Below are 20752 nucleotides of genomic sequence, written 5' to 3'. Positions count from 1 at the left end.
CACCGGTCTTGATGACGTCTGCGGCACGCCCCACCAGGTGCAAGCGCCCACGATTGTCGAGATAGCCGAGGTCCCCCGTCTCGTGAAAGCCACCTGGGGGCAGGGGTTCGTAGCCGCCGGGCCGTATGGTGCCGGCCATCATCTGCTGAGCGCGGATGCAGACCTCGCCCGTAGCGCCGGGTTCGGCGTCGATCGCGATCTCGACCCCGCTGGCGGGCCAGCCGACGCAGGCATCGGCGTAGGCTCCGCCTTCGGTGTACCAGGCATCGGTCTCCGCCGCTTCCAGCACGGTAATGGGGTTAACCACCTCCGTCTTGCCGTAGGTGATGCGGATGACGGGGCCGAAGACCGCCTTGGCGCGTGCATACAGGCGGGGGGACAGCACGGCGGTGCCGCAATAGATGGTTTTCAGCCCGGGCAGCACCATGCCGTCCGCTGCGCCGACGATCTTCGCCAGCACGGTGGGGGGTGCGAACATCTCGTCCACCTGGCCGCGCTGGATCAGGTCGATGATGTGGGGCGCGTCCACGCCGTCCAGCAGCATGACGGAACCGCCCACGTCCAGGTAGGCAAAGGTGAGCAGGCTGGCGCCGTGGGAGAATGGCGTCATCAGCAGAAGATTGCTATCGGGCCCGGGGCGATGCGGCATGACGGCGCGTTGCAGCAAGTTGCCCATCCAGCGACCCCGCTGGCTGGTGACGATGCCCTTCGGCAGCCCTGTCGTGCCAGAGGTGAATCCGATCCGCGCCCAATCGTCCATGGCGAGCTGGGGGAGCTCGGCGGGGATCAGCGCGCGCTCGGCAACATCGTCGATCGTGTGCACCGCGAGGTCCATGCCACCGAACAAGCCCGCATCGGCTTCGCTGGTCACGACGTGCTGCACCTTGGCGAGTCCAAGGCAATGGCGGCGGTCGGCCTCGTTCAGGCCTGGGTTCAGGGCCAGTTCGGCAGCGCCCGACAGAGTGATACCGTAGCTTGCCCACACCGCCGATACGCCGTTGCGGATAAAGCCTGCCACCGGGTCACCAGGCCGGACCCCGGCCGCGATCAGCCGGTGCGCCAACCCGGCCGCTTTGCGGAACAGCCCGGTGTAGGTGATCGACTGGGTCCGGTCCACCACCGCGATCCGGTCTGCGAAGCGCAAAGCGGTCACGGCCATGGCCGCCGCGCGGGGAAGCATATCAGCCATTCGGGGATCCTCCGGATCGTGTCTCCCCTTCACGGGGATATTCTTTTCGGCGCGTGCCGGGTGTTTTACAGTCACCACAACACATCATGAAAACCAATGATGGCAAGCAATAAACTGCTTGCCGGTCCTATATCAGGGGCGGGACAATGATCACTTGGGAAGGACGAAATAGAATGCAGGCGGAATATGAGACCCTATTGATCGAACGGCCGCACCCGGACGTGCTGCAGATGACGATGAACCGTCCGGGGGCGATGAATGCGATGAATACCCAGATGGGCCTCGACATGCTCGATGTGTTCAGCACTCTGGCCGCCCACCCCGACACGTGCCGCGCCGTTATCCTGACGGGTGCGGGTGACCGGGCGTTCTGTGCCGGTGGCGACCTGAAGCAGCGTCGCGGGATGACCGATGCGGAGTGGCAGGCGCAGCACCACATATTCGAGCGCAAGGTCGCCGCGATGATCGCCTGTCCGGTGCCGGTGATCGCGGCAGTCAATGGCGTGGCCTATGGGGGCGGCTGCGAAATGGCGTTGGCCTGCGACTTCATCTACGCCGCCCGAACCGTTCGGTTCGCCCTGCCGGAGGTGACCATCGGCATCATGCCCGGCGCCGGCGGCACCCAGACGTTGCCCCGCGCAGTGGGGGAGCGGCGGGCCAAGGAGTTGCTGCTGAGCGGCAGGCCCTGGTCAGCCGAGGATGCCGAGCGCTGGGGCATGGTCAATCGGGTTTGCGAGGCCGAGGCCTTGCTGACTGACGCATTGGACATCGCGACGACAATTGCGGGCAACGCCCCGATTTCAATCCGCCAGGCCAAACGCTCCATGCATCACGGCCTGTCGTTGAGTTTGGCCGATGGCATGCTGTTCGAGATCGAAGCCTATAACCGGATGGTCCCGACCGAGGACCGGCGCGAGGGCGTGGCCTCGTTTAGCGAAAAACGCCGACCGATCTTCAAGGGCCGCTGAAGGGAATGCCCTGATGGACATGCACAATCCGGCAGTTACCGTCGAGCTTGGCAACGATTATCCAGAATTGCGGGACGCTGTGAGCCGTCTGTGCGAGGGCTATCCAGGCCAATACTGGCGCGATCTCGACGAACGCTCCGCCTATCCGACGGAGTTCGTGCGGGAGCTGACGGAGGCCGGTTTTCTGGGGGCACTCATTCCGGAGGCGTATGGCGGTACCGGGCTGCCGCTTCGTGCCGCTGCGGTGATTTTGGAGACGATCAACGCCAGCGGGTGCACTGCATCACCAGCGCATGCGCAAATGTACATCATGGGCACATTGCTGCGGCATGGCAGCGAGGCACAGAAGCAGCACTATTTGCCGAAGATCGCAGCAGGCGACCTGCGGCTACAGGCGTTCGGCGTGACCGAGCCAACGAGCGGTTCCGACACCACGAAGCTGAAGACCCGTGCGGAACGACGAGGCGATGTGTACGTCGTGACAGGACAGAAGGTGTGGACGTCTCGGGCGCTGCATTCGGACATGATGCTGCTGCTGGCGCGTACTACGCCGTTGGACCAGGTGAAGAAGAAAACCAACGGGTTGTCGGTGTTCCTGGTGGATTTGCGCGGCGACCATGGCAGTCGGTTGGTCATTCGTCCGATCAAGGCGATGATCAACCACAACACGACCGAGATCTTTATGGATGGCCTGGAGGTGCCGGCCGAGAACCTGATTGGCGAGGAGGGGCAGGGCTTCCGCTACATCCTGGATGGCATGAATGCTGAGCGGGTGTTGGTCGCGTCGGAATGCGTTGGCGATGGCCGTTGGTTGCTGGCTCGCGCGGTATCTTATGCCAAGGATCGCCGGGTTTTCGACCGGGAGATCGGGCAGAACCAGGGCGTACAGTTTCCGCTGGCGCGCGCCTATGCCGAGTTGGAGGCTGCGGATATGATGTGTCGCCGCGCCGCGGCGATGTTCACAGCGGGCCGAGATTGCGGGTCCGACGCGAACATTGCCAAGCTGCTAGCTTCCGAAGCAACGTGGAAGGCGGCGGAGGCGGCGATCCAGACCTATGGCGGGTTCGCATTCGCCCGGGAATACGACATCGAGCGCAAGTGGCGGGAGTCACGACTGTATCAGGTCGCGCCTATTTCGACCAACATGGTGTTGTCCTATCTGGCGCAGCACGTCTTGGGGCTGCCGCGATCGTTTTGACGGGCCGCGTCGCTAATGCAACGTGGTAAGGGAGCGGGCGGAGGACTGTTCCATCCCTACCAGCCGCTGGAACATCGTTTGCGGCGGTACGATGGACCGGCCAACCGTCAGGCAATCCTCGAACTTGGCAAACAAATCCTGCTCTGCCAGGGGTCGGTCGGCATGGCCCCTAGCGCGATGCACCCGCTCACCCTCCAGCACGTCACCCGAATTGAGCCGGATCGTCACCTGGTCCGCGAGGGCAGCGCCGGGAGAGGCGGGATCCGGCTCGTGGCTGACAACCACCGAGACGCGCGGAATGAGCGCCTGTATGTCGGGCCGCTGCACGAATTCATCGGTCAGTTCCAGCAAGCCCACGCGCCGCACCACGAGCGCACACGCCATGACGAACTCGATACTGAACTTGGCGGCGAGCCCGGTTTGCGGAGTGTGGTTGCGCAGGATGGTGGCGTAGTTCTCGCTCAGCGTGACGGTAACCGCTGCGACATCGCTGGGCTTGACATCGTGTTCCCGCGCAAGATCGAGCATTCCGTCAATAGCGCGGTGGGTGCAGTAGCAGGTGGGATACTTCTTGATCGACAGCCCCAATGTCAGGATGCGCCAGGTCTCGCCCAGGCCTTCCGCCTTGCTGGCGCGATCGACGTGCCCCTCGGGCGAGACGGCGGCGAGGAAGCCCTGGGGATGTTCCAGCGCATCTTCCGACGCGGTGAACCCGGCGGCTGCTAGCCGTGCGGCCATGACGCCGGAATGGGCGGCGCGGCCGGCGTGAAATGGCTTCGTCATCGTGCCGAAATTCGCCATCAGCCCGGCGCTCTGCGAGGCGCCCAGGGCAAGCGCCTGTGCGGTGCGCGCCGGGTCAAGCCGCCGTAGGTAGGCGCAGGCGGCCGCAGCCCCGATGGCACCGAAAATGCCCGTGGGATGCCAGCCCTTGCCATGGTGATAGCCGCTCTCGCGCCGCCCCAACTCGGCCCAAACCTCATAGCCGGCGATGTAGGCGGCAACCATGTCCCGGCCGGAGACGTCCAGCGTTTCGGCCTCGGCGAGGATGGCAGGGACGAGCACCGTGCTCGGGTGCCCGCGCAGCGCCACGTCGTCATAGTCCAGGGCATGGGCGGCGACGCCGTTGATCCAGGCGGCTTCGGGCGCACCGGCGGTCTGCTCGCTGAAATAGAGCGTGGCCAGCCCGGGGGATGGCTGCAGCACCTCGCGCAGCAGGCGCGTTGGTTCCTCCGCACGGCCGGCGAACATGACGCCAATGCAGTCGATGAAGCCGGTGCGGGCGATCCGCGCAGCCTCCTGCGGAATTCGGTTGGGCGACAGGTCGGAGACGAACTGGCCGAGGTCACGGGTCAGCGACATGGAAGCCTCCTAAGCGAATGGGGGAACGAAGGGGTAGGGCAAAGGCGGGCCTTCGCGGAACGGCAAGGCGATGGTGGCGCTACCCGGCGTTGATTCCACGCCCGCCTCGTTACGGATGCCGAGTTCCAACTCCACCAGGCCGTAGGAGTCCTTGGGCTGGGTATCCTTGATCCGAGCCCAGATTTCCAGCCGTTCGCCGACCAGGTTCATAGCGCGGAATTGGAAGCGGATCTTCCACACCCAGCCGGTTGGCCCGGCCCAGTCCTTCAGCAATTGGGCGATGAGTTGCTGTTTCAGCGAGCCGTTGATCAGCAGGCCGGGTAGCTTGTCGTGCCCGGTGGCGAAGGGCAGGTCGTAATGGATCTTGTGCCAATTCTCCATCGCCGCCGACCACCGCATCAGATGGGCCGTGGTGAACGGCCCCTTGTGCATCGGGCCAGCCTCTTGCCCGACTGCAACGTCTTCGAAGGCGAGCGCCTTAGGCGTGTTCATTTTTTCCGATTTCCATCTCGTTGAGGGCCGGGATCAGCAGACCGCGCAGGATGGCGGCAAACGCGTCGGGGGCCTCATACGCGACCCAGTGGCCGGCATTTGGCACCACGTGGAACGGCGCACCCGGCCGGATGGACTGCAGGACGGTGCGAGACCGAGTTGTGTCCGCCTTCACCGAATGGTCGAGCGCGCCCCAAATTCCGGCGATGCGGGCGCGGACGGATGGCAGGGTCTGGACCAGCAGGTCGCTCCTGCCGTAGAGGCGGCTGTCGAGCCGGACGCGCCGGCTATTCCACTCCTGGATGGCCAGCGCGGTCGCGTTGATGCGCGCCGGGTCAGCGATCATCCAGCGATGCAGATTGGTGCGGTTGGCCGCCTCGCGCTCGGCACCTTCCTTGTCGCGCACGCGCTCAAGCGCCACGCCTTCGCCGATCACCCCCAAGCCACCGGAGCCGACCAGGGTCAGCGATCGCACGGGGCGTTGTGCGGCGACCAGACCGGCGATCACGCCGCCGAAGGAGAATCCAACGAGGTCGATCTCGGCCGTGTTGCCGAGGATGGCGTCGAGGCCGGCGGCGACAATGGCGGCGCCACCATCGATCTGGGTCGGCGGCAGGTTGGCAGAGCCACCGAGGCCCGGCAGATCCGGCGCCACGACCATGCGATCACCGCGAAAGGCCGCGATGGTGGGCAACCAATGCAGCCAGGAGCCGCCGCCGCCGTGCAGCAGCACCAGCGGTGCGCCGGAGCCCCAGATGCGCCAGACCATTTGGCCGTCGCCACACGGCGAGTGCGCGATCTTGGCAGCCCGGTCGAGTGCGGACCATGGCAGATTGTCGCCATCGGCCATCACCGGTCAGCGCCGGATGATGGTTTTGCGCACGCGCAACAGTACGTCGCTGCCGGCGGTGTATTCTGTCTCGACAATCACGAACAGCATGGCGCCGTTCTTGGACTCCCGCTCGTAAATATCGGTGTAGCGGGAGCGTTGGGTCACCTGTTCGCCGTGGCGGGCGTAGCGCAGAAACTCGATCTCGGATCCGCCATTCAGTAAGGCGCGCCCATGCAGTGGCAGTTCCGGCAACCCATCGCTGGCGGAAGAAACCAGGCCGTCGAAGTCGGGATCCTCGGCGCGTTCGGATAACACGTCGGGCGTGCCGAGCGGGCGGCGGAACATGAAGGCCGGGTAGATGGGTGGTGCGACCGGGCCACCGTAGCGTCCGGCAGTGGCATCCGGCGCGTAAGTCATATCGTCATCGGCCATGATTGCCTGGGCGTAGCGCCGAACGGCGCCGGGTTCAACGGCGTCGCAGGCGGTGATCTGTTCGCTCTGCCGGCCGATATAGCCGCGGATCTCGTCGGTGAGGATGGTCATGGGACTACTCCAGTCATAGGTTTTCCCTATCAGGCCGCATTCGTGTGGGAGACGTGCAGACCCACGGCACCGCGGGCGCCCAGCTCCGCGACCCGGCGTTCATCGTAGCCCAGCGCCTGCAAAACCTCGCGCGTGTGCTCGCCAAGATGCGGCGGGTGGCGATCCACGCGGCCCGGCGTGTCGGACAGCTTGACCGGCAGGCCCGCAACCTTGATCCGTCCCAGTTCGGGCACGTCCAACTCGACGATCATCTCACGGGCGGCAACCTGCTCCTCGGCAACCACCTGATCGATGCGGTTGACGCGGGTGCAGGGCACACCGGCGGCGTCCAAATGGCCGATCCAGACCTGCGCGGGCTGCTGCGCAAGCGTTTCGCGGATGAGGACGAGCAATTCGTCGCGATGCTTCGACCGGGTGTTGGCATTGGTGAAGCGGGGATCGCGCTCCCACTCCGCGTGCCCCACCGCGACGCAGAACCCGCCCCACATGCGTTGGTTGAAGGCCGCGATGACGATCCAGTCATCCGCTGCCTTGAACGCCTGATAGGGGACTTGCGTGACGCTGCCGCTGCCGCTTGGGCCGGGAACCAGGCCGGTCGCGAAATAGCGACACAAATGGTAGGACAGCATCGACATCTGGCCCTCAAGTAGCGATGTGTCGACGCGCTGGCCACGGCCGGTGGCGTGCCGGGCCTCGATCGCCATCATCACGCCGATCGTGCCCATCAGGCCCGCACCGATGTCGGCGACGGAGAGCCCCATTTTCATAGGGCCGCCATCGGGCTCTCCAGTGATACTCATGCCGCCGCTGAAGGCCTGCATGAACAGATCGTTCGCCGGGTCATCGCGGCGCGGGCCGCTGGCGCCGAAGCCGCTGATGGAACAATAGATCAGCCTTGGGTTCGCCGCCGATAATGAAGCATAGTCCAATCCAGCCCGCGCAAGCGCGCCGTAGCGGTAATTGTCGATCAGCACGTCGGCATCCTCAATCAACCGCCGCGCCACTGCCACCGCCTCCGGATCCTTGAGGTCGAGCGCGATGCTGCGCTTGTTCCGATTGGCGGAGGCATAATAATGCGACATCTCGCCGTGGAAATACGGCGGCCACGCACGGCTATCGTCGCCATGCCCGACGCGTTCTACCTTGACGACATCGGCACCAAAATCCGCCAGCATCATGCCGCAGAATGGTCCAGCCATCGCAACGCTAATCTCGACAACCTTGATCTGGCTTAGGGGACTTGCCATCGATTGAACGCTTCCCTAGGCGCCGTTTACCTCGGCTGATGGAGCTACCTTGACGGCAGTTATTCGCTATGCGAATAGACCACTCGATCATTGATCGTAGCCAGTGTCCCGGCGGTTGTAAACGCCTGCCGCCATTTCGGTCGACCTCGACACCTGGAGAATGCCATGGCGCGCACGGCAGCGATGGACGAAACCGAGGCTGCTGCGGACCGCCAATTCGTCGCGGCGCTGGCGCGGGGCCTCGACATCCTCGATTGCTTCGACGCCAGCGGTTGCAGCCTCAGTGTGTCGGAAATCGCGATGTTGCTCGGGCTGCCACAACCAACAGTCTGGCGGCTTTGCCATACCATGCTCTCACTCGGCTACCTCACGGCGACAGAGGGCGGGCGTGTGCAGCCGGCGCTGGCAGTACTGCGCCTTGGCTACGCCACCTTGTCGGAGCTTCCGGTTCCCGAACTCGCACGGCCCTATTTGCAGGAACTAGCGGACCGGTTCAACGGCGCCGCCGGCATGGCGGTGCGGGACGGATTAGATATGCGCTTCGTGCAGCGATGCGAAAGCGACTCTCAACTCGTGCTGAATTTGCGCATCGGCTCGCGCGTGCCGATCGTGACGTCCGCCATGGGCTGGGCCTACTTGGCCGGCTTGCCGGCAGCGGCCCGGATAGCAGTCGCACAGCCGCCCGAGGTTTGGCAGTTGGCGGAACCCGTATTTCGCAGGGCGCTGGAGGGCTTCGTGGCAGAGGGTTTCATCATCAACCCGGGCGTGCTGCATCCCGGCTACAACACGGCCGCCGTGCCGGTAATGGGCGCCGATGGATTGCCGCGTTTCACCCTGAATTGCGGCGGCGCAGCATCAGTGCTGTCGCTCGTGCAGTTGCGCACCGACGTAGGGCCCAAACTGCGCACGCTCGCGGGATTGATCGCAGCCGTCGCATGACCGCTCGCCACACCCCACGGCGCGGCGCGGCGGACGAGCCGGACCGGCAGTTCGTGACGGCCCTGGCGCGTGGGCTCGACATCCTCGGTTGTTTCAGTGCGTCGCGGCCGGAAATCGGGGGGACTCAGTTGGCGGCGATGACCGGGTTGCCGCAGCCGACGGTCTGGCGGCTGTGCTACACGATGGTCCGCCTGGGCTACCTGGTTCCCGTGAGCGGCGACAAGCTGCGGCCCGGCATCCCCGTGCTCAAGCTCGGTCGGGCGGCGTTGGCCTCCATCCCGCTGGCGGAGGCGGCCCGCGCGCCGATGCAGGCGATCGCCAACCGGTTCGGCTCCGCCAGCGGGATGGGGGCGAGGGACGGCGGGCGCATGGTTTTCGTCCAACGCTGCCTTAGCGAGGCGCAACTGGTGATGAATTTGCGCGTGGGCGCCCGGCTACCACTGCTGACATCCGCAGTGGGCTGGGGCCTGCTGGCCGGCTTCGACCAAGGCGCACGGGACGCATTAATTGCGGAATACGCACCTGCCGATCCGCGGTGGCCGGAGGTGCGGACGGCGTTTCACAAGGCAATGGCCAGCTACGCGAAGGATGGCTTTATCCTCAACCTCGGCGTGTTTCACAGCGGCTACAACACCGTCGCGGTGCCCGTGCGCGGGCTAGATAGGCGACCCCTGTTCGGGCTAAGCTGCGCCGGGTCAGCGAGCACCCATTCGGCCGCATTCCTGCGGGGCGAAGTAGCGCCCGTGTTGTTGGCCACGGCGCGCACGCTGGAGCAGTCGCCGGAGGCACAACGGGGTCACACTTCGTAACACATTGCTCCGTCTGCAAACGGCCTCATCGTCGCGCGCCAGGCGTGCGAAGCCGGGAAACGCAGGTGCATGCCACCGATGTTGAGTTTGTCTGGCACGGTCATCTCAAAGAGCGCTGCCCGGAATTGGGCGGCACGCAGGCCATCGAAATCATACACAGGGTCACATCGGGGCGCGGCACCTAGAGTTCGCGGATGTGCACGGTGTCACCCCAGATGATCATCTCCCTCGGTGCCGGCGCGAACGCGGCAGGCACAATGGCCCGGGGTGTGGCCAGGGCAAGGGACTGTGGTAATGCCGGGTAATACCTCGCCAGAATGGAACGTTCGGGTGCGGCTACGCTTGGTCGCCGCAGCCATGGCGTTGTCGTCGAACCAGTGGGACCATTCGTCCTCGTGCACCACGATCTCCGTATTGGGAAACCGTGCCTCGCGTTGGTTCACCGCGGTATCCTTGAACACGTCTTCTTGGCTGGTGCGACGAGACACGCCTCGGGGGTGGATTTCGAGCTTCGAATAGCCTATTCGCAGAACACGGAAGCTGTGCGAACCGGCCTGCGAAATGGCCGACCGACGGGAGAAGACAATGTCCGACCTGCCAAAACACGTGGTGATGATCGAGGTTGGCCCACGCGACGGCCTGCAGATCGAACCGCGAATTCTAACCACCGACGAGAAGGTGAAGATCGTGGATGCGCTTGCCGATTGCGGCATCAAGCAGATCGAAGTGGGGTCATTCGTGAACCCCAAAGCAGTGCCGCAAATGGCGGACACCAACGAGGTTTTCGATCGATTGGAAAAGCGGCCGGGCATCCGCTACCGAGCGCTGTGGCTCAACCCGAAAGGGCTGGAACGGGCGCTGGCGAACGGCCATGTCGACATGGACGGCAAGCTGACGCTGACTGCGAGCGAGACCTTCGTGAAACGCAACACCAATCGGAGCATCGACGAGACGTTCGAGCAAATGCCGGCCTGGATAGAGACCTATCGCAAGGCGGGTATCGAAACGGACACGCTGGGCGTAATGGCGGCGTTCGGTTGTAACTTCGAGGGCTATATACCCGAGGAGAAGGTCATCTCACTGATTGCGCGCGCCAAGCAGATCATGGCCGACGAGGGCTGCACGTTGCGCAACCTGTCGCTTGCGGACACGATGGGGTGGGGTAGCCCGGGCCAGATGAAGAGCCTGGTGGGCAAGGTGCGGGACAAGTGGCCTGAATTGGTTCTGAAACTGCATCTGCACGATACCAGGGGTTGTGCGGTCGCAAACGCCGTGGCGGCGATGGAAATGGGTGTTGCGGAGTTCGACGCCTCCGTCGGTGGGCTCGGCGGTTGTCCCTTCGCCGGGCACAAAGGGGCGGCGGGCAATGTGTGCACCGAAGACCTAGTGTTCGCCTGTGGCGAGATGGGCATCAACACTGGGATCGACCTCGATGCACTGGTAGAGGCGGCGAAGATGACCGAGGAAATGGTCGGCCACGTGCTCCCCGGCAAAGTCATGAAGGGTGGTACGCTGACGCGTTGGAAACAGCAGCACGCCTGACGGCCGCTTAAACGAATTCTCGGGAGGCGAGCATGGATTTCGAATTCACTCCGCATCAGAAGCAACTCCGCAGCGAGGTGCAGGCATTCATCGCAGACCACATGACAGCCGCGCTGAAGGCGGAATTGAAGGACGATGCACGCGGCTCCGGGCCGGAGGGGGAAGTGTTCTTCGCCAAGATCATGGCGCGCGGATGGACCGCGGTGAGTTGGCCAAAGGAGTATGGCGGCCAGGGTGGCAGCCCGATGGACCAGTTCATCATCGAGGAGGAATTCCAGCGCGTCGGCTACAAGCGGATCGGCGGCGGCGGGACTGGCGCTCCAGCAATCCTCGCGTCCGGCACGGAGGAACAGAAGCGTCACTTCGTGCCAGCGACGATCAAGGGAGAGATCTCATTCTCCCAGGGGTATAGCGAGCCGGGATGCGGCACGGATCTAGCGGGTATTCAATGCCGTGCGATCCGGACGGGAGATACCTATGTCATCAACGGGCAGAAGATCTACACGACTTCCGCCCATGCCTGCACCCACATTTTCTTGATGGTTCGCACTGACCCTCAAAGCAAGCGACAGGCCGGGTTGTCGATCCTGTTGGTGCCAATCGACACGCCGGGGATCACGGTGCGCCCGCTCTGGACCATCCAGAACGAACCGCGCGCGCCGACGCTGACGACCTATGGCGAGCCCCGCACCAACGAAGTGTTTCTGGATAACGTGGTGGTGCCGGTATCATGCCTGCTGGGGCAGGAGGGCGATGGCTGGGCCGTGGCGCGGCGTGGCTTGAACCTCGACCGGGTGGGCGCCTGGCGCTACCTGATATCGGTGATGCGTGACGAGGACATCGTCAATTGGCTGAAGGAGGATGGCGATCGCAACGCCACGCTGCGCGCCGACCCACGGGTGCGGGACAAGGTCGCCGAACTTTGGATCGAGGGGCAGGTGGCGCGGCTGATGACGATGCGCAGCATGTCGATCTCGCAACGGGGCGAGGCTTTTTCATACGAGGGCGCGGCGGAGAAGGTGTGGGCGCCGGAGCATGGGGTCCGCGCGACTGAGGCGATCAGCCAGATCCTTGGCCCATCGGCACAATTGCTAAATGGGTCGCCCGATGCGCTGGATGATGGCCTGTTTGCCCATAATTTACTGGGCGCATTCCAATCCACCGTCAACCACGGCAGCGTGCAGGTCATGCGGGACCAGGTGGCGCGCAACGGGCTCGGAATGCCGCGCGCCGGGCGCTGAACAGTGCCGGCTGCTGGCAACGCCAACCAATAAGAATAGGGGCTTCCCGACGTGGATGTGTTGCTGACAGATGATGAACGAGCGGTGCAGCAGGCAGCTGCAGAATTCCTTGCGACTGAAGCCACGCCGGTGCTGGTGCGCCAAGCCGAGCGCGCGCCGGACCGGATGTCTCATGAGTTATGGGCCAAGGTCGCCGAGTTGGGCTGGCTCGGCATTAGCCTGCCGGAGCAGTACGGCGGGCAGAATTTGCCACTATCCTATCTCGGCTTGGTATTCGAGGAACTCGGCCGGCGGACGGCGCCGGTGCCGATGCTGGGCACAATGGTCGTGGCACAGATCCTGGCCCGGCATGGCTCGCCGGCCCAGCTCGCGCTGCTTGAGCAGGTGATAAAGGGCGATCTGATCCTGACCTATGCGGTGCAGGAGCCCGATACGCGTTGGTCGCTCGATGCGGTGGAACTGGCCGGCCGGATGGACGGCGAGCACCTTGTTCTCTCCGGCCAGAAGGCATTCGTCGACAACATTCATACTGCCGGCAAATGTCTGGTCGTGTTCCGCATGAGTGACGGCAGTGGCCTGGGCCTTGCGCTCATCGAACCGACCTTGCCGGGTATCGATGCGACGGACCTGATCACCACGGCCGCCGATGCCGAGGCAATGCTGCGCTTCACCGATGTGCGCGTGCCTGCCGCCGACAGAGTGGGCACGCCGGGTCAGGCGCGGGCGATCGCCCTGGAAATGATGGACCTGGCGGCTGCGTTCACGACTGCGATGATGGTGGGTGCGGCCGGCGAGGCGACGCACCGGGCCGTGGAATATGCCAAACAACGTAACGCCTTCGGTCAACCGATCGGCTCATTCCAGGCTATTCAGCATATGGCTGCCGACATGACGATCGGCGTGGACGGTGCGCAATTATTGGTGCGGGAGGCTATTTCCCGCATGGGTCTGGGTCTGCCGGCACGGGTTGAAGTAGCGCAGGCGAAAGCGTTCGCGAATGAGAAATGCCTCATGGCCGTGCGCATGTCGCAACAGATCCACGGTGGCATCGGGTTTATCGCGGAATTCGACCAACAACTCTGGTATCGCCGGGTAGCGGCCTGGAGCTTGCGCTGCGGCACGACGCCGGAGCATCGCGCGCTTGTGGCGGAATCGCTGCTAGATCGCCAGGGGCCAGTGCGGCTGGGGTATGATCAGTCTTTGCAGGATGACGCGATGCGGGCCGCCAGAGTCCGGTCATGAGTTCCCCCACATTGCCGTTCGGCGTTGCCGGCGGACTGCATGACGCAGCACTACGCCAAGCGCCATCCTCAATCGCCTCCATCGAGGCCAGGCTCGACCGCTTGCCGATGACCCGGCACATTTGGCGCCTGATCCTGCTGATCGCATGCGGCGGCCTGTTCGAGAGCTACGATCTATTCATGACCGGGTACGTGGCCCCTGGCCTATTCCGCAGCGGCATTCTCACACCGACGACAACCAGCCTGTTCGGTATGACTGGGATCGCTAGCTTCATCGGCTCGTTTTTCACCGGACTGTTTATCGGCACGCTGCTGCTCAGCCAACTTGCCGATCAACTGGGCCGGCGGCGGACGTTCACGCTGTCCCTGGTTTGGTACAGCGTGGCCACGGCGATGATCGCCCTGCAAAGCACGGCCCACGGCGTCAATTTCTGGCGCGTTGTGGCCGGCATCGGCGTCGGCGTCCAGCTCACCACGATTGACACGTTCATATCCGAACTGGTGCCACGCTCGCAACGCGGGCGTGCCATCGCATTGTCGCAAGGCACCGGCTTCCTCGCCGTACCGATCTGCGCGCTGGCCGCCTGGTTGCTGGTCCCGCAGGATCCGTTTGGCATCGCGGGCTGGCGCTTCGTCGTGCTGATTGGCTCAAGCGGAGCGCTGTTCGTCTGGCTGATCCAACGCGGCCTGCCGGAATCCCCCCGTTGGTTGCTACAGCGCGGCCGCCTGGCCGAGGCAGAAGCTGTCACACGGACCTTTGAAGCACGAGCTGAAGCCGAGTTAGGACATGCGTTGCCCCCGCCCGTACTCTTGCCACCCACACCTGCGCCAGTTGCGCAAGCTCGTCGAGGGGGACGATTGGCCGAACTGTTCCGGCCACCCTATCGCCGCCGTACGCTCATGATGATCGCGGCCAATTTGTTCCAAACCGTGGGTTTTTATGGCTTCGCCAACTGGGTGCCAACTCTCCTGATCGCAAAGGGCATTCATCTCACTCAGAGCCTTGAATACACCTTCATCATCGCAATCGTCTTCCCACTAGGTCCGATGCTCGGCGTGCTCGTGGGCGACCGGATCGAACGGAAGTGGCAGGTCGCCCTGTCGTGCTTGTCGATCGCCGTCATCGGGTTGTTGTTCGCACAACAGACTAGCGCAGTCGGCTTGATTAGCCTGGGTATCCTACAGACGGTCGCCACAAATTGGCTCTCTTTTTCATTCCACGCCTATCAGGCCGAGCTATTTCCCACGCGCATCCGCGGCCTTGCGGTAGGTTTCGTCTATAGCTGGAGCCGGCTTTCCGCAGTGTTCACTGGCTTCTTCATCGCGTTCTTTCTGCAAGGCTTTGGCGTGCCCGGCGTGTTCGCCTTCATTGCCGCAGCCATGATGGTGGTGATCGGCACTGTCCTGATCTTCGGGCCGCGCACCAGCAACCGGTCGCTTGAGGAGATCGCCCGGTGAAGGCCTTCGACCCGTTGGCGCGTGGGCCGCTGGACGGCATACGCGTGCTGGATCTGTCGCGTTTGGTGTGCGGTAACGTGTTGACGATGATGCTGGGGGATTTCGGCGCCGACGTGATCAAGGTGGAAAGCCCCCATGGTGGCGGCGACCCGCTACGAACGTGGAAGGCCGGCGGCGCATCGCTGTATTGGAAAGTGTACGGGCGTAACAAGCGAAGCCTCGTGCTCGATCTGTCAGGCCAGGCAGGGCGTGAGGTATTACTACGATTGGTCGCGGGGGCCGACGTCCTGATCGAGAGTTTTCGGCCGGGCACGCTTGAGACCTGGGGCATCGGCCCAGAGATCCTTTTCGCGCACAACTCAACCCTCGTGGTTGCGCGAATTTCGGGGTTCGGCCAGACCGGGCCGTATCGTATGCGTCCAGGATACGGCACGCTGATCGAAGCGATGTCTGGTTTCGCCGCCAAGAATGGCTTCGAGGATAGAGAGCCGTTGCTCCCCAGTTTCCCGCTCGCCGACATGGTGGCCGGCATCTCCGGCGCTTACGCTGTTCAGGTGGCACTTCACGCGAAGGCACGTGGCGCCCCGGGACAGGTCGTAGATCTGTCCCTGCTTGAACCACTGGTGAGCCTACTCGGCGTTGACCCTGCCATATTTGCCCTGACGGGGGAGCGTCCGCAGCGCACGGGCAATAACGGCCGGACCGCGGCACCACGCAATGTATATCGGGCGGCAGACAACCGTTACATCGCGATCTCCGCACCGATGCAGTCGATGGCGGAGCGTTTGTTCGAGACTATCGGCCAGCCGGAACTGAAGCTGGACCCACGATTCCGAACGAATAGCGACCGTGTGCATTACATAACTGCCCTGGACTCGATCATCGGCGCATGGATTGGCCGCTACACGCAGGCGGACGCGCTCGCGATATTCGAAACGGCTGGAGTGACGGCGGCACCCATCCTGGAGGTCGATCAAGTGATCGCCGATCCGCACGTACAGGATCGGGAGGTCCTGTTGGAGATGGCAGACCGCGACCACGGCTCCGTCTTGATGCAGAACGTGGTTTCGCGTCTGTCGGGCACACCGGGTGGTTTACGGCGGCCAGCCCCCAATCCTGGCGAGCACACGCGCGAGATCCTGCAAGAGGCTGAATTTCTGCCAGAAGAAATCAATGCACTCATCGCGACGGGAATATTGCGCGACCGACAAGTACAAGAAGGCTGACATCTTTACGGGACCACTGATGCTCCGTAGCCGTTGAGCCTCTATGGTCATCCAGGCCGCCCGCCTGCCTGGTGCGATCCGAACGCCTATCAATGAAGCCGCATGGAGCACGTCCGAGGCTTACGCACGTCTGATGACCTTGGTGCACTACAAGCGCATCGGCGAACCGGACGATATCGCCCAGGAAGCCGTGTGGCCGGCATCGGACATGGCGGATTATGTCACCGGTGCCACGCTGTTCGTCGATGGCCGGATGACGCTGTATCCGGGGTTCGCCACGGGCGGTTGAAGGCCGCCACGGCGTCTGGGTGACGGATCCAACACCACATTCTGGACATCGCTAGAAGCAATGTTATCGCGTGTGGTGTCCAGCATCTGACACAATCTCACGCCGCTAGCACGTTTGGCACACAGTCGTAAATCGTGACGTTCTTATCGCGCTTCACGGTCACTTCGATGGGGGCCAAGTGGCGCCGGCCACCTGGCGACAATTAGATGAACGTCAGCAAGCGCCTGGGATTGACGACCATAATTTGGTCTATCTCTGCCGTAGTGAACCCGCGCTTGACCATGTGAGGCAGCACCTTCTTATGGATGTGCGCATAACCGTGGCCACCGAATTCAGAAAACTGGATCACGTGGCAAATGTCGTGGCTGATGACGATCTGGTCGCGATGCCCGCGATCGATCGTCCGCCGGATCGCCTTGATGCGCGAGCCGTCGTTCGGCATGTCGATGTCGGAGTGGGCGTAGTAGGTGTTTTCTTGTCCAAACAGATCCCACTCCAACACGACGCCGGCATCGGCAAGGCGGAACAGACGATCATCGTCAAAAATGGTGCGGTCGATATGGTCGATGATGACACGGCTCATATCAGCGCCGTGCTCACGCAAAAATTCCACCAGCATCCAAGGATGGTCCTCATACCGTGCCGGGTGAATGGTCAACGCGCCGCCAGTTTCCTGTTGCGCGATGACGGCACCGGCTAGCGTGCGCTTTTCCAGATCGGTCCAAGGCCACTGGCAACCGATTTCTCCGACGATGCCTGCGCGCACTTCGGTGCCCCACGCGCCGAGCTGCACCTGGTCGATCATTTCCTTGGCGAAGCTGTCGATGCTACGCTCGGTATTCGCTGGATCCTGATAGTCATGCACGTAATGGCCACAGCCCATGACAATGTTGGCACCAGTTTCCCGCGCGACTTTGACCAGGCCCTCTGGATCAGGCTCCAGGCCGCCGATCGTGAGCTCCACCACGGTCTGGCCGCCATGTGCTACCATTTCTGCGGTGGCGCGGATGGCGCGGTTGTGGTCGTGCTGGGTGGTGTTGTGCAGATTGCCGACATGGGAATTCAGCAAATCCCACCATTGGCCAGGGTTCAGCGGCTCGCCCAAGGATTCGCCGCGCCGGGCAGGGGCAGTGATGTTCCACAGCAGATGCTCGTGCATCAGGGTCGAACCGAGCTGCGCCGGGTCAATAAGGCCGAGCACCGTTTGTGCCTTGCCCCGCATGTCGTCTCGCGTCAGTCGTGTCATTGATTGCTCTCCTGGCCCGGCACGCTAGATGCAGCAGACGCCCCTTGGAAGGTTCATAGCGCTGCGCACGAGCAGTCTAGGTTGGCGGGTTGAGCGGCGCGGATCAAGTGGCAGTGGTAGGCCCGTCTTAGCTTCGTTGCCGTAAGAACATCCCGGAGTATTCCGGCACGCTGTGCTCCGGAAAGCCGGGCACATGGAGCGAGAGCTCCGCCGGTTTCCACCAGTCTAGCAGGTCGTAGCCGAGACGATCAAATCTCCGGATCAGGTCAGTCCGGTTATAGGGGAGGCATGCGACGCGAAATGTCTTGGCGTCCTGGATCGCGGCGATCTGCAAACCCTCGGTGAGTGGAGTTCGATTGATCAGAATATGAGCCGGCTTATGCACCAGCCGCTCGACCATTCGCGGCAATGACTCGCTAAATAATGCCGCGATCCAAACGCGATCAGCAGATTGGCCTTCGCTGCGTCATCCCATTCTGAGGTGAAGCGCAACTACACGGCCCGACGTCGCCGGGCCAGCGCCTGGCCGTGCGCCACATGTTCGGGCAGGTCATTGACCGTCCATACAGGCTCTGGCGCAAACATCACCTACTTGTCGAAGCAGTTGAAGAGGTCCCCGAAGTTGCTCCGAGATCAAAAACATGACGCAGATCTGTCACCAACGGCCTGAGGTGGAACATGACGGCATAGTCACCGGGCCGCGGCTCTTCGGTCATTTCCAACAGCGATTGCATATTCTCTGCGTTGGCGTGGCCGTCAGTGCCGTAAGGTGCCAGCGCCGCGTGTGATCGCCGGGTATTGCTGCCACAATGACGACTCAGCGCGCGAGCGGCAGCGCCGCCCCGGCAAGAACTTCCCGAAAACCGGCGGGTTCGGCCCCTAATTCGTGACACCGGCCAAGGCAGGTGAAGTGAAGCATGCCAGCCTCGTCACCCGGCTGAACGGGGAGGAAATGCAGCGCGCCACCACCGACGATCTCGTGTTCACCATCCCGAAGCTGATCGCATTTTGCTCCGCCTTTACCGGATTGGTGCCGGGCGACGTCATCATCACCGGCACAACCGGCGGCGTTGGCGCCTATCGGCAGCCACCGGTTTGGATGAAGCCCGGCCATACGGTGGAGGTCGAAATTTCTGGCGTTGGGCTGCTACGCAACAGCGTGGCGCAGGCGGCATAGGATGACGAAGCTCCCGAGTACTTCGGATCGAAGAGCAACGCGCTAGCCCAGCCGCGCCAGCTTCTGCGGTGTGAGGGAGAGATCCGCCAGGGCGTTTGGGTCAACCGGTCGTGCGGAACGCATCAGCGATTGTGCCGCTCGTACGTCACCCGGCGCATCAACACTTGCCGCACCAACGACAATCCCAGCGGCGTCGAGATGCCAGACCGAGAAAGACGGGTCGCTCAGATCGCCCCGAAGCACCGTCTGCGCGGCCTCCACAATGCCCGCGACTTGAAGGTTACGGCCATGCTGATCGGTCCAAAACCAAGGGACGGGGTCGTACGGCTCACGTCGTCCCGCCATCGCGCGGCCTACCGCGGCGCCGTGATCCTGAGCGTGGCGCCATGTTTCGAGCCGCATGCGGCAGTGCAGCCGAGGTACCCAGAAGGCTGCCACATCACCCGCAGCATAGATGCCTGCCACGTCGGTTTCGCCGAACTCATCCACAGCAACCCCGCCCTCCAGCCTTAATCCCGCGTCGCGGGCCAGACCGACATTGCGATCCATGCCAATGCCTGCAATCACCACGTCAGCTGGGACCAGGCGGCCATCGGCGCAGATCACGCCGGCCTGCCGAACTTCCACCACCTGCGCGTTCAACAGCAGCCGCACGCCGGCATGGCGATGTAAATCTGCGAGCCATTCCGCCATAGCGGGCGCTATCAAGCGGCTCATGACTCTGTCGTTCGCTTCGATCACGGTGACGTCGCAGCCTCGTGCCCGGGCGGAGGACGCGACCTCTAGCCCGATCACACCCGCACCAATACACACCACGCGAGCTCCGGGTCGCAACCGAGTGCGCAGTGCCCGGGCGTCATCCAAGGTCCGCAGGGTCGAGACCAGGCTTGCGCCCGGCACGTCCAGGCACCTTGCACGACCGCCTGTCGCCAACAATAAGTGGCTGTAGCCGACGTGTTTTCCATCGATCAGGCCGACGTGTTGGCGCGGAACATCCAGGTACGAAACGGCGCTTTGCAGCACGGTGATGTCGTTCTCGCTGTAATGGGCGGCCGAGTGGAAGTATGAGGCAGGCGGCTCCCGCTCCGCCGTCAGCATCGATTTCGACAGTGGAGGCCGTTCATGCGGCAACTCCGCCTCGTTGCCAAATAGTAGAATGCGGCCTGAAAACCCGGATTGCCGCAGGGCGATTGCCGCATGGGCACCCGCCTGCCCCGCCCCCACGATGACGGCTTGGTCCACGGCGCGCCCTATACGTCTACGACGATGTAGTCTTCCTCTACGCGCACCGGAACAGTCTCGGCGACATAGGGGCCTTCCACCACTGACGCGCCGGATTGCGCGGTAACAGTATAGGACTTGCTGCGAATGCGTTCGGGGTCGCAATAGGATTGACCGGTTCGGATGTCGAACTCCCATCCATGCCAGGGGCAGCGCACGAACTCACCCTTGCGGCTGTAGACATATTGGCCGGGTGCCGGGGATTGCAGCAATCCGGTGACAATACCCGCGCATAGGCTGCCGCCCTGGTGCGGGCAGCGGTCGAGCATGCCGTAATAAATGTCATCCAGGTTGAAGATGGCAATCGGACGCCCCTTGATGACGAAACGCTTGTGCGCCCCCGATGGAACCTCGCTGGTCGGCGCCACAATATGACGGCTCATGCCGGTATCCCGTAAACGGCACGGGCATTTTCCAAAAAAAATTGGCGGCGCTGCGTATCACCAATTCTCAGCGGCAGGACGTAGTTGGGGTC

General features: G+C 63.3%; 22 protein-coding genes. 11 read left to right on the top strand and 11 right to left on the bottom strand.

Annotated features, from left to right (window positions below):
• A partial coding sequence (locus tag GSQ76_RS02215; RefSeq protein ID WP_158742288.1) for a class I adenylate-forming enzyme family protein occupies window positions 1-1189 on the bottom strand: 1189 nt, incomplete at its 3' end.
• Between the two features lie 173 nt (window positions 1190-1362).
• Between GSQ76_RS02215 and GSQ76_RS02210 the strand changes: the two genes are divergently transcribed.
• Both GSQ76_RS02210 and GSQ76_RS02205 read left to right on the top strand, forming a co-directional pair.
• Window positions 1363-2157 carry an enoyl-CoA hydratase/isomerase family protein gene (locus tag GSQ76_RS02210; protein WP_158742287.1) on the top strand — a complete coding sequence of 265 codons (795 nt, stop codon included), beginning with the start codon at window positions 1363-1365 and terminating at the stop codon, window positions 2155-2157.
• 13 nt (window positions 2158-2170) lie between these two features.
• On the top strand, window positions 2171-3355 hold the full coding sequence (locus GSQ76_RS02205) for an acyl-CoA dehydrogenase family protein (RefSeq protein WP_158742286.1): 1185 nt from the start codon (window positions 2171-2173) through the stop codon (window positions 3353-3355).
• Window positions 3356-3367: 12 nt separating this feature from the next.
• On the opposite strand, the gene GSQ76_RS02200 is transcribed toward GSQ76_RS02205, so the two are convergent.
• The 5 genes from GSQ76_RS02200 to GSQ76_RS02180 are packed head-to-tail and all read right to left on the bottom strand — an operon-like array spanning window position 3368 to window position 7828.
• The gene (locus GSQ76_RS02200; protein ID WP_158742285.1) at window positions 3368-4714 is read right to left on the bottom strand and encodes an MmgE/PrpD family protein; all 1347 of its coding nucleotides are present in this window, start codon (window positions 4712-4714) and stop codon (window positions 3368-3370) included.
• 9 nt (window positions 4715-4723) lie between these two features.
• The gene (locus GSQ76_RS02195) at window positions 4724-5206 is read right to left on the bottom strand and encodes an acyl dehydratase (RefSeq protein WP_158742284.1); all 483 of its coding nucleotides are present in this window, start codon (window positions 5204-5206) and stop codon (window positions 4724-4726) included.
• A complete protein-coding gene (locus GSQ76_RS02190; protein WP_254070197.1) occupies window positions 5193-6056 on the bottom strand; it encodes an alpha/beta fold hydrolase in 864 nt (287 codons plus the stop codon). The genes GSQ76_RS02195 and GSQ76_RS02190 overlap by 14 nt, the downstream gene beginning before the upstream one ends.
• 6 nt (window positions 6057-6062) lie before the next feature.
• Entirely contained in the window at window positions 6063-6581 is a 519-nt protein-coding gene (locus tag GSQ76_RS02185) for a MaoC family dehydratase N-terminal domain-containing protein (RefSeq protein WP_158742282.1), read from the bottom strand.
• 29 nt (window positions 6582-6610) lie between these two features.
• Window positions 6611-7828: a CaiB/BaiF CoA-transferase family protein gene (locus tag GSQ76_RS02180; protein ID WP_158742281.1), complete on the bottom strand. Its 1218-nt coding sequence runs from the start codon at window positions 7826-7828 to the stop codon at window positions 6611-6613.
• Window positions 7829-7993: 165 nt separating this feature from the next.
• Between GSQ76_RS02180 and GSQ76_RS02175 the strand changes: the two genes are divergently transcribed.
• Window positions 7994-8767: an IclR family transcriptional regulator gene (locus tag GSQ76_RS02175; RefSeq protein WP_158742280.1), complete on the top strand. Its 774-nt coding sequence runs from the start codon at window positions 7994-7996 to the stop codon at window positions 8765-8767.
• The gene (locus tag GSQ76_RS02170; protein ID WP_158742279.1) at window positions 8764-9576 is read left to right on the top strand and encodes an IclR family transcriptional regulator; all 813 of its coding nucleotides are present in this window, start codon (window positions 8764-8766) and stop codon (window positions 9574-9576) included. The genes GSQ76_RS02175 and GSQ76_RS02170 overlap by 4 nt, the downstream gene beginning before the upstream one ends.
• 206 nt (window positions 9577-9782) lie before the next feature.
• On the opposite strand, the gene GSQ76_RS02165 is transcribed toward GSQ76_RS02170, so the two are convergent.
• The gene (locus GSQ76_RS02165; RefSeq protein ID WP_158742278.1) at window positions 9783-10019 is read right to left on the bottom strand and encodes a hypothetical protein; all 237 of its coding nucleotides are present in this window, start codon (window positions 10017-10019) and stop codon (window positions 9783-9785) included.
• A gap of 142 nt (window positions 10020-10161) precedes the next feature.
• Between GSQ76_RS02165 and GSQ76_RS02160 the strand changes: the two genes are divergently transcribed.
• From GSQ76_RS02160 to GSQ76_RS02135, 6 genes are read left to right on the top strand one after another with little or no spacing between them, the layout of a single operon-like run.
• On the top strand, window positions 10162-11118 hold the full coding sequence (locus GSQ76_RS02160) for a hydroxymethylglutaryl-CoA lyase (RefSeq protein ID WP_158742277.1): 957 nt from the start codon (window positions 10162-10164) through the stop codon (window positions 11116-11118).
• Between the two features lie 32 nt (window positions 11119-11150).
• Window positions 11151-12359 (top strand): acyl-CoA dehydrogenase family protein, encoded by a 1209-nt coding sequence (locus tag GSQ76_RS02155; protein ID WP_158742276.1) that lies wholly within the window; start codon window positions 11151-11153, stop codon window positions 12357-12359.
• Window positions 12360-12410: 51 nt separating this feature from the next.
• Window positions 12411-13601, top strand: a complete 1191-nt coding sequence (locus tag GSQ76_RS02150) for an acyl-CoA dehydrogenase family protein (protein ID WP_158742275.1) — start codon at window positions 12411-12413, stop codon at window positions 13599-13601.
• Entirely contained in the window at window positions 13598-15058 is a 1461-nt protein-coding gene (locus tag GSQ76_RS02145) for an MFS transporter (RefSeq protein ID WP_158742274.1), read from the top strand. The genes GSQ76_RS02150 and GSQ76_RS02145 overlap by 4 nt, the downstream gene beginning before the upstream one ends.
• Window positions 15055-16284, top strand: a complete 1230-nt coding sequence (locus GSQ76_RS02140; protein ID WP_158742273.1) for a CaiB/BaiF CoA-transferase family protein — start codon at window positions 15055-15057, stop codon at window positions 16282-16284. The genes GSQ76_RS02145 and GSQ76_RS02140 overlap by 4 nt, the downstream gene beginning before the upstream one ends.
• A gap of 43 nt (window positions 16285-16327) precedes the next feature.
• Window positions 16328-16573 carry an SDR family oxidoreductase gene (locus tag GSQ76_RS02135; RefSeq protein ID WP_158742272.1) on the top strand — a complete coding sequence of 82 codons (246 nt, stop codon included), beginning with the start codon at window positions 16328-16330 and terminating at the stop codon, window positions 16571-16573.
• 202 nt (window positions 16574-16775) lie between these two features.
• Here the strand turns inward: GSQ76_RS02135 and GSQ76_RS02130 are convergent, their stop codons facing one another.
• Window positions 16776-17795, bottom strand: a complete 1020-nt coding sequence (locus GSQ76_RS02130; RefSeq protein WP_216850850.1) for a phosphotriesterase — start codon at window positions 17793-17795, stop codon at window positions 16776-16778.
• 151 nt (window positions 17796-17946) lie between these two features.
• Entirely contained in the window at window positions 17947-18219 is a 273-nt protein-coding gene (locus tag GSQ76_RS02125) for a hypothetical protein (protein WP_158742270.1), read from the bottom strand.
• Window positions 18220-18705: 486 nt separating this feature from the next.
• Here GSQ76_RS02125 and GSQ76_RS30985 point away from each other — a divergent pair, with 486 nt between their 5' ends.
• On the top strand, window positions 18706-18996 hold the full coding sequence (locus GSQ76_RS30985; RefSeq protein ID WP_256366953.1) for a fumarylacetoacetate hydrolase family protein: 291 nt from the start codon (window positions 18706-18708) through the stop codon (window positions 18994-18996).
• 42 nt (window positions 18997-19038) lie between these two features.
• On the opposite strand, the gene GSQ76_RS02115 is transcribed toward GSQ76_RS30985, so the two are convergent.
• Window positions 19039-20238 carry an NAD(P)/FAD-dependent oxidoreductase gene (locus tag GSQ76_RS02115; RefSeq protein WP_158742269.1) on the bottom strand — a complete coding sequence of 400 codons (1200 nt, stop codon included), beginning with the start codon at window positions 20236-20238 and terminating at the stop codon, window positions 19039-19041.
• An 8-nt stretch (window positions 20239-20246) separates the two neighbouring features.
• On the bottom strand, window positions 20247-20660 hold the full coding sequence (locus tag GSQ76_RS02110; protein ID WP_158742268.1) for a Rieske (2Fe-2S) protein: 414 nt from the start codon (window positions 20658-20660) through the stop codon (window positions 20247-20249).
• Window positions 20661-20752 lie beyond the last annotated feature (92 nt).

The organism is Acidisphaera sp. L21 (assembly GCF_009765685.1).
GTDB lineage: Bacteria > Pseudomonadota > Alphaproteobacteria > Acetobacterales > Acetobacteraceae > LMUY01.
This window is presented reverse-complemented; position numbering and strand designations above follow the sequence as displayed.

Excerpts from the sequence above, each read along its gene's own strand:
- GSQ76_RS02145 (WP_158742274.1), top strand. The coding sequence starts at position 13,598 with ATGAGTTCCCCCACATTGCCGTTCGGCGTTGCCGGCGGACTGCATGAC.
- GSQ76_RS02210 (WP_158742287.1), top strand. The coding sequence starts at position 1,363 with ATGCAGGCGGAATATGAGACCCTATTGATCGAACGGCCGCACCCGGAC.
- GSQ76_RS02180 (WP_158742281.1), bottom strand. The coding sequence starts at position 7,828 with ATGGCAAGTCCCCTAAGCCAGATCAAGGTTGTCGAGATTAGCGTTGCG.
- GSQ76_RS02135 (WP_158742272.1), top strand. The coding sequence starts at position 16,328 with ATGGTCATCCAGGCCGCCCGCCTGCCTGGTGCGATCCGAACGCCTATC.
- GSQ76_RS02110 (WP_158742268.1), bottom strand. The coding sequence starts at position 20,660 with ATGAGCCGTCATATTGTGGCGCCGACCAGCGAGGTTCCATCGGGGGCG.
- GSQ76_RS02205 (WP_158742286.1), top strand. The coding sequence starts at position 2,171 with ATGGACATGCACAATCCGGCAGTTACCGTCGAGCTTGGCAACGATTAT.
- GSQ76_RS02200 (WP_158742285.1), bottom strand. The coding sequence starts at position 4,714 with ATGTCGCTGACCCGTGACCTCGGCCAGTTCGTCTCCGACCTGTCGCCC.
- GSQ76_RS02160 (WP_158742277.1), top strand. The coding sequence starts at position 10,162 with ATGTCCGACCTGCCAAAACACGTGGTGATGATCGAGGTTGGCCCACGC.
- GSQ76_RS02185 (WP_158742282.1), bottom strand. The coding sequence starts at position 6,581 with ATGACCATCCTCACCGACGAGATCCGCGGCTATATCGGCCGGCAGAGC.
- GSQ76_RS02190 (WP_254070197.1), bottom strand. The coding sequence starts at position 6,056 with ATGGCCGATGGCGACAATCTGCCATGGTCCGCACTCGACCGGGCTGCC.
- GSQ76_RS02155 (WP_158742276.1), top strand. The coding sequence starts at position 11,151 with ATGGATTTCGAATTCACTCCGCATCAGAAGCAACTCCGCAGCGAGGTG.
- GSQ76_RS02175 (WP_158742280.1), top strand. The coding sequence starts at position 7,994 with ATGGCGCGCACGGCAGCGATGGACGAAACCGAGGCTGCTGCGGACCGC.
- GSQ76_RS02125 (WP_158742270.1), bottom strand. The coding sequence starts at position 18,219 with ATGGTCGAGCGGCTGGTGCATAAGCCGGCTCATATTCTGATCAATCGA.
- GSQ76_RS02170 (WP_158742279.1), top strand. The coding sequence starts at position 8,764 with ATGACCGCTCGCCACACCCCACGGCGCGGCGCGGCGGACGAGCCGGAC.
- GSQ76_RS02130 (WP_216850850.1), bottom strand. The coding sequence starts at position 17,795 with ATGCGGGGCAAGGCACAAACGGTGCTCGGCCTTATTGACCCGGCGCAG.
- GSQ76_RS02195 (WP_158742284.1), bottom strand. The coding sequence starts at position 5,206 with ATGAACACGCCTAAGGCGCTCGCCTTCGAAGACGTTGCAGTCGGGCAA.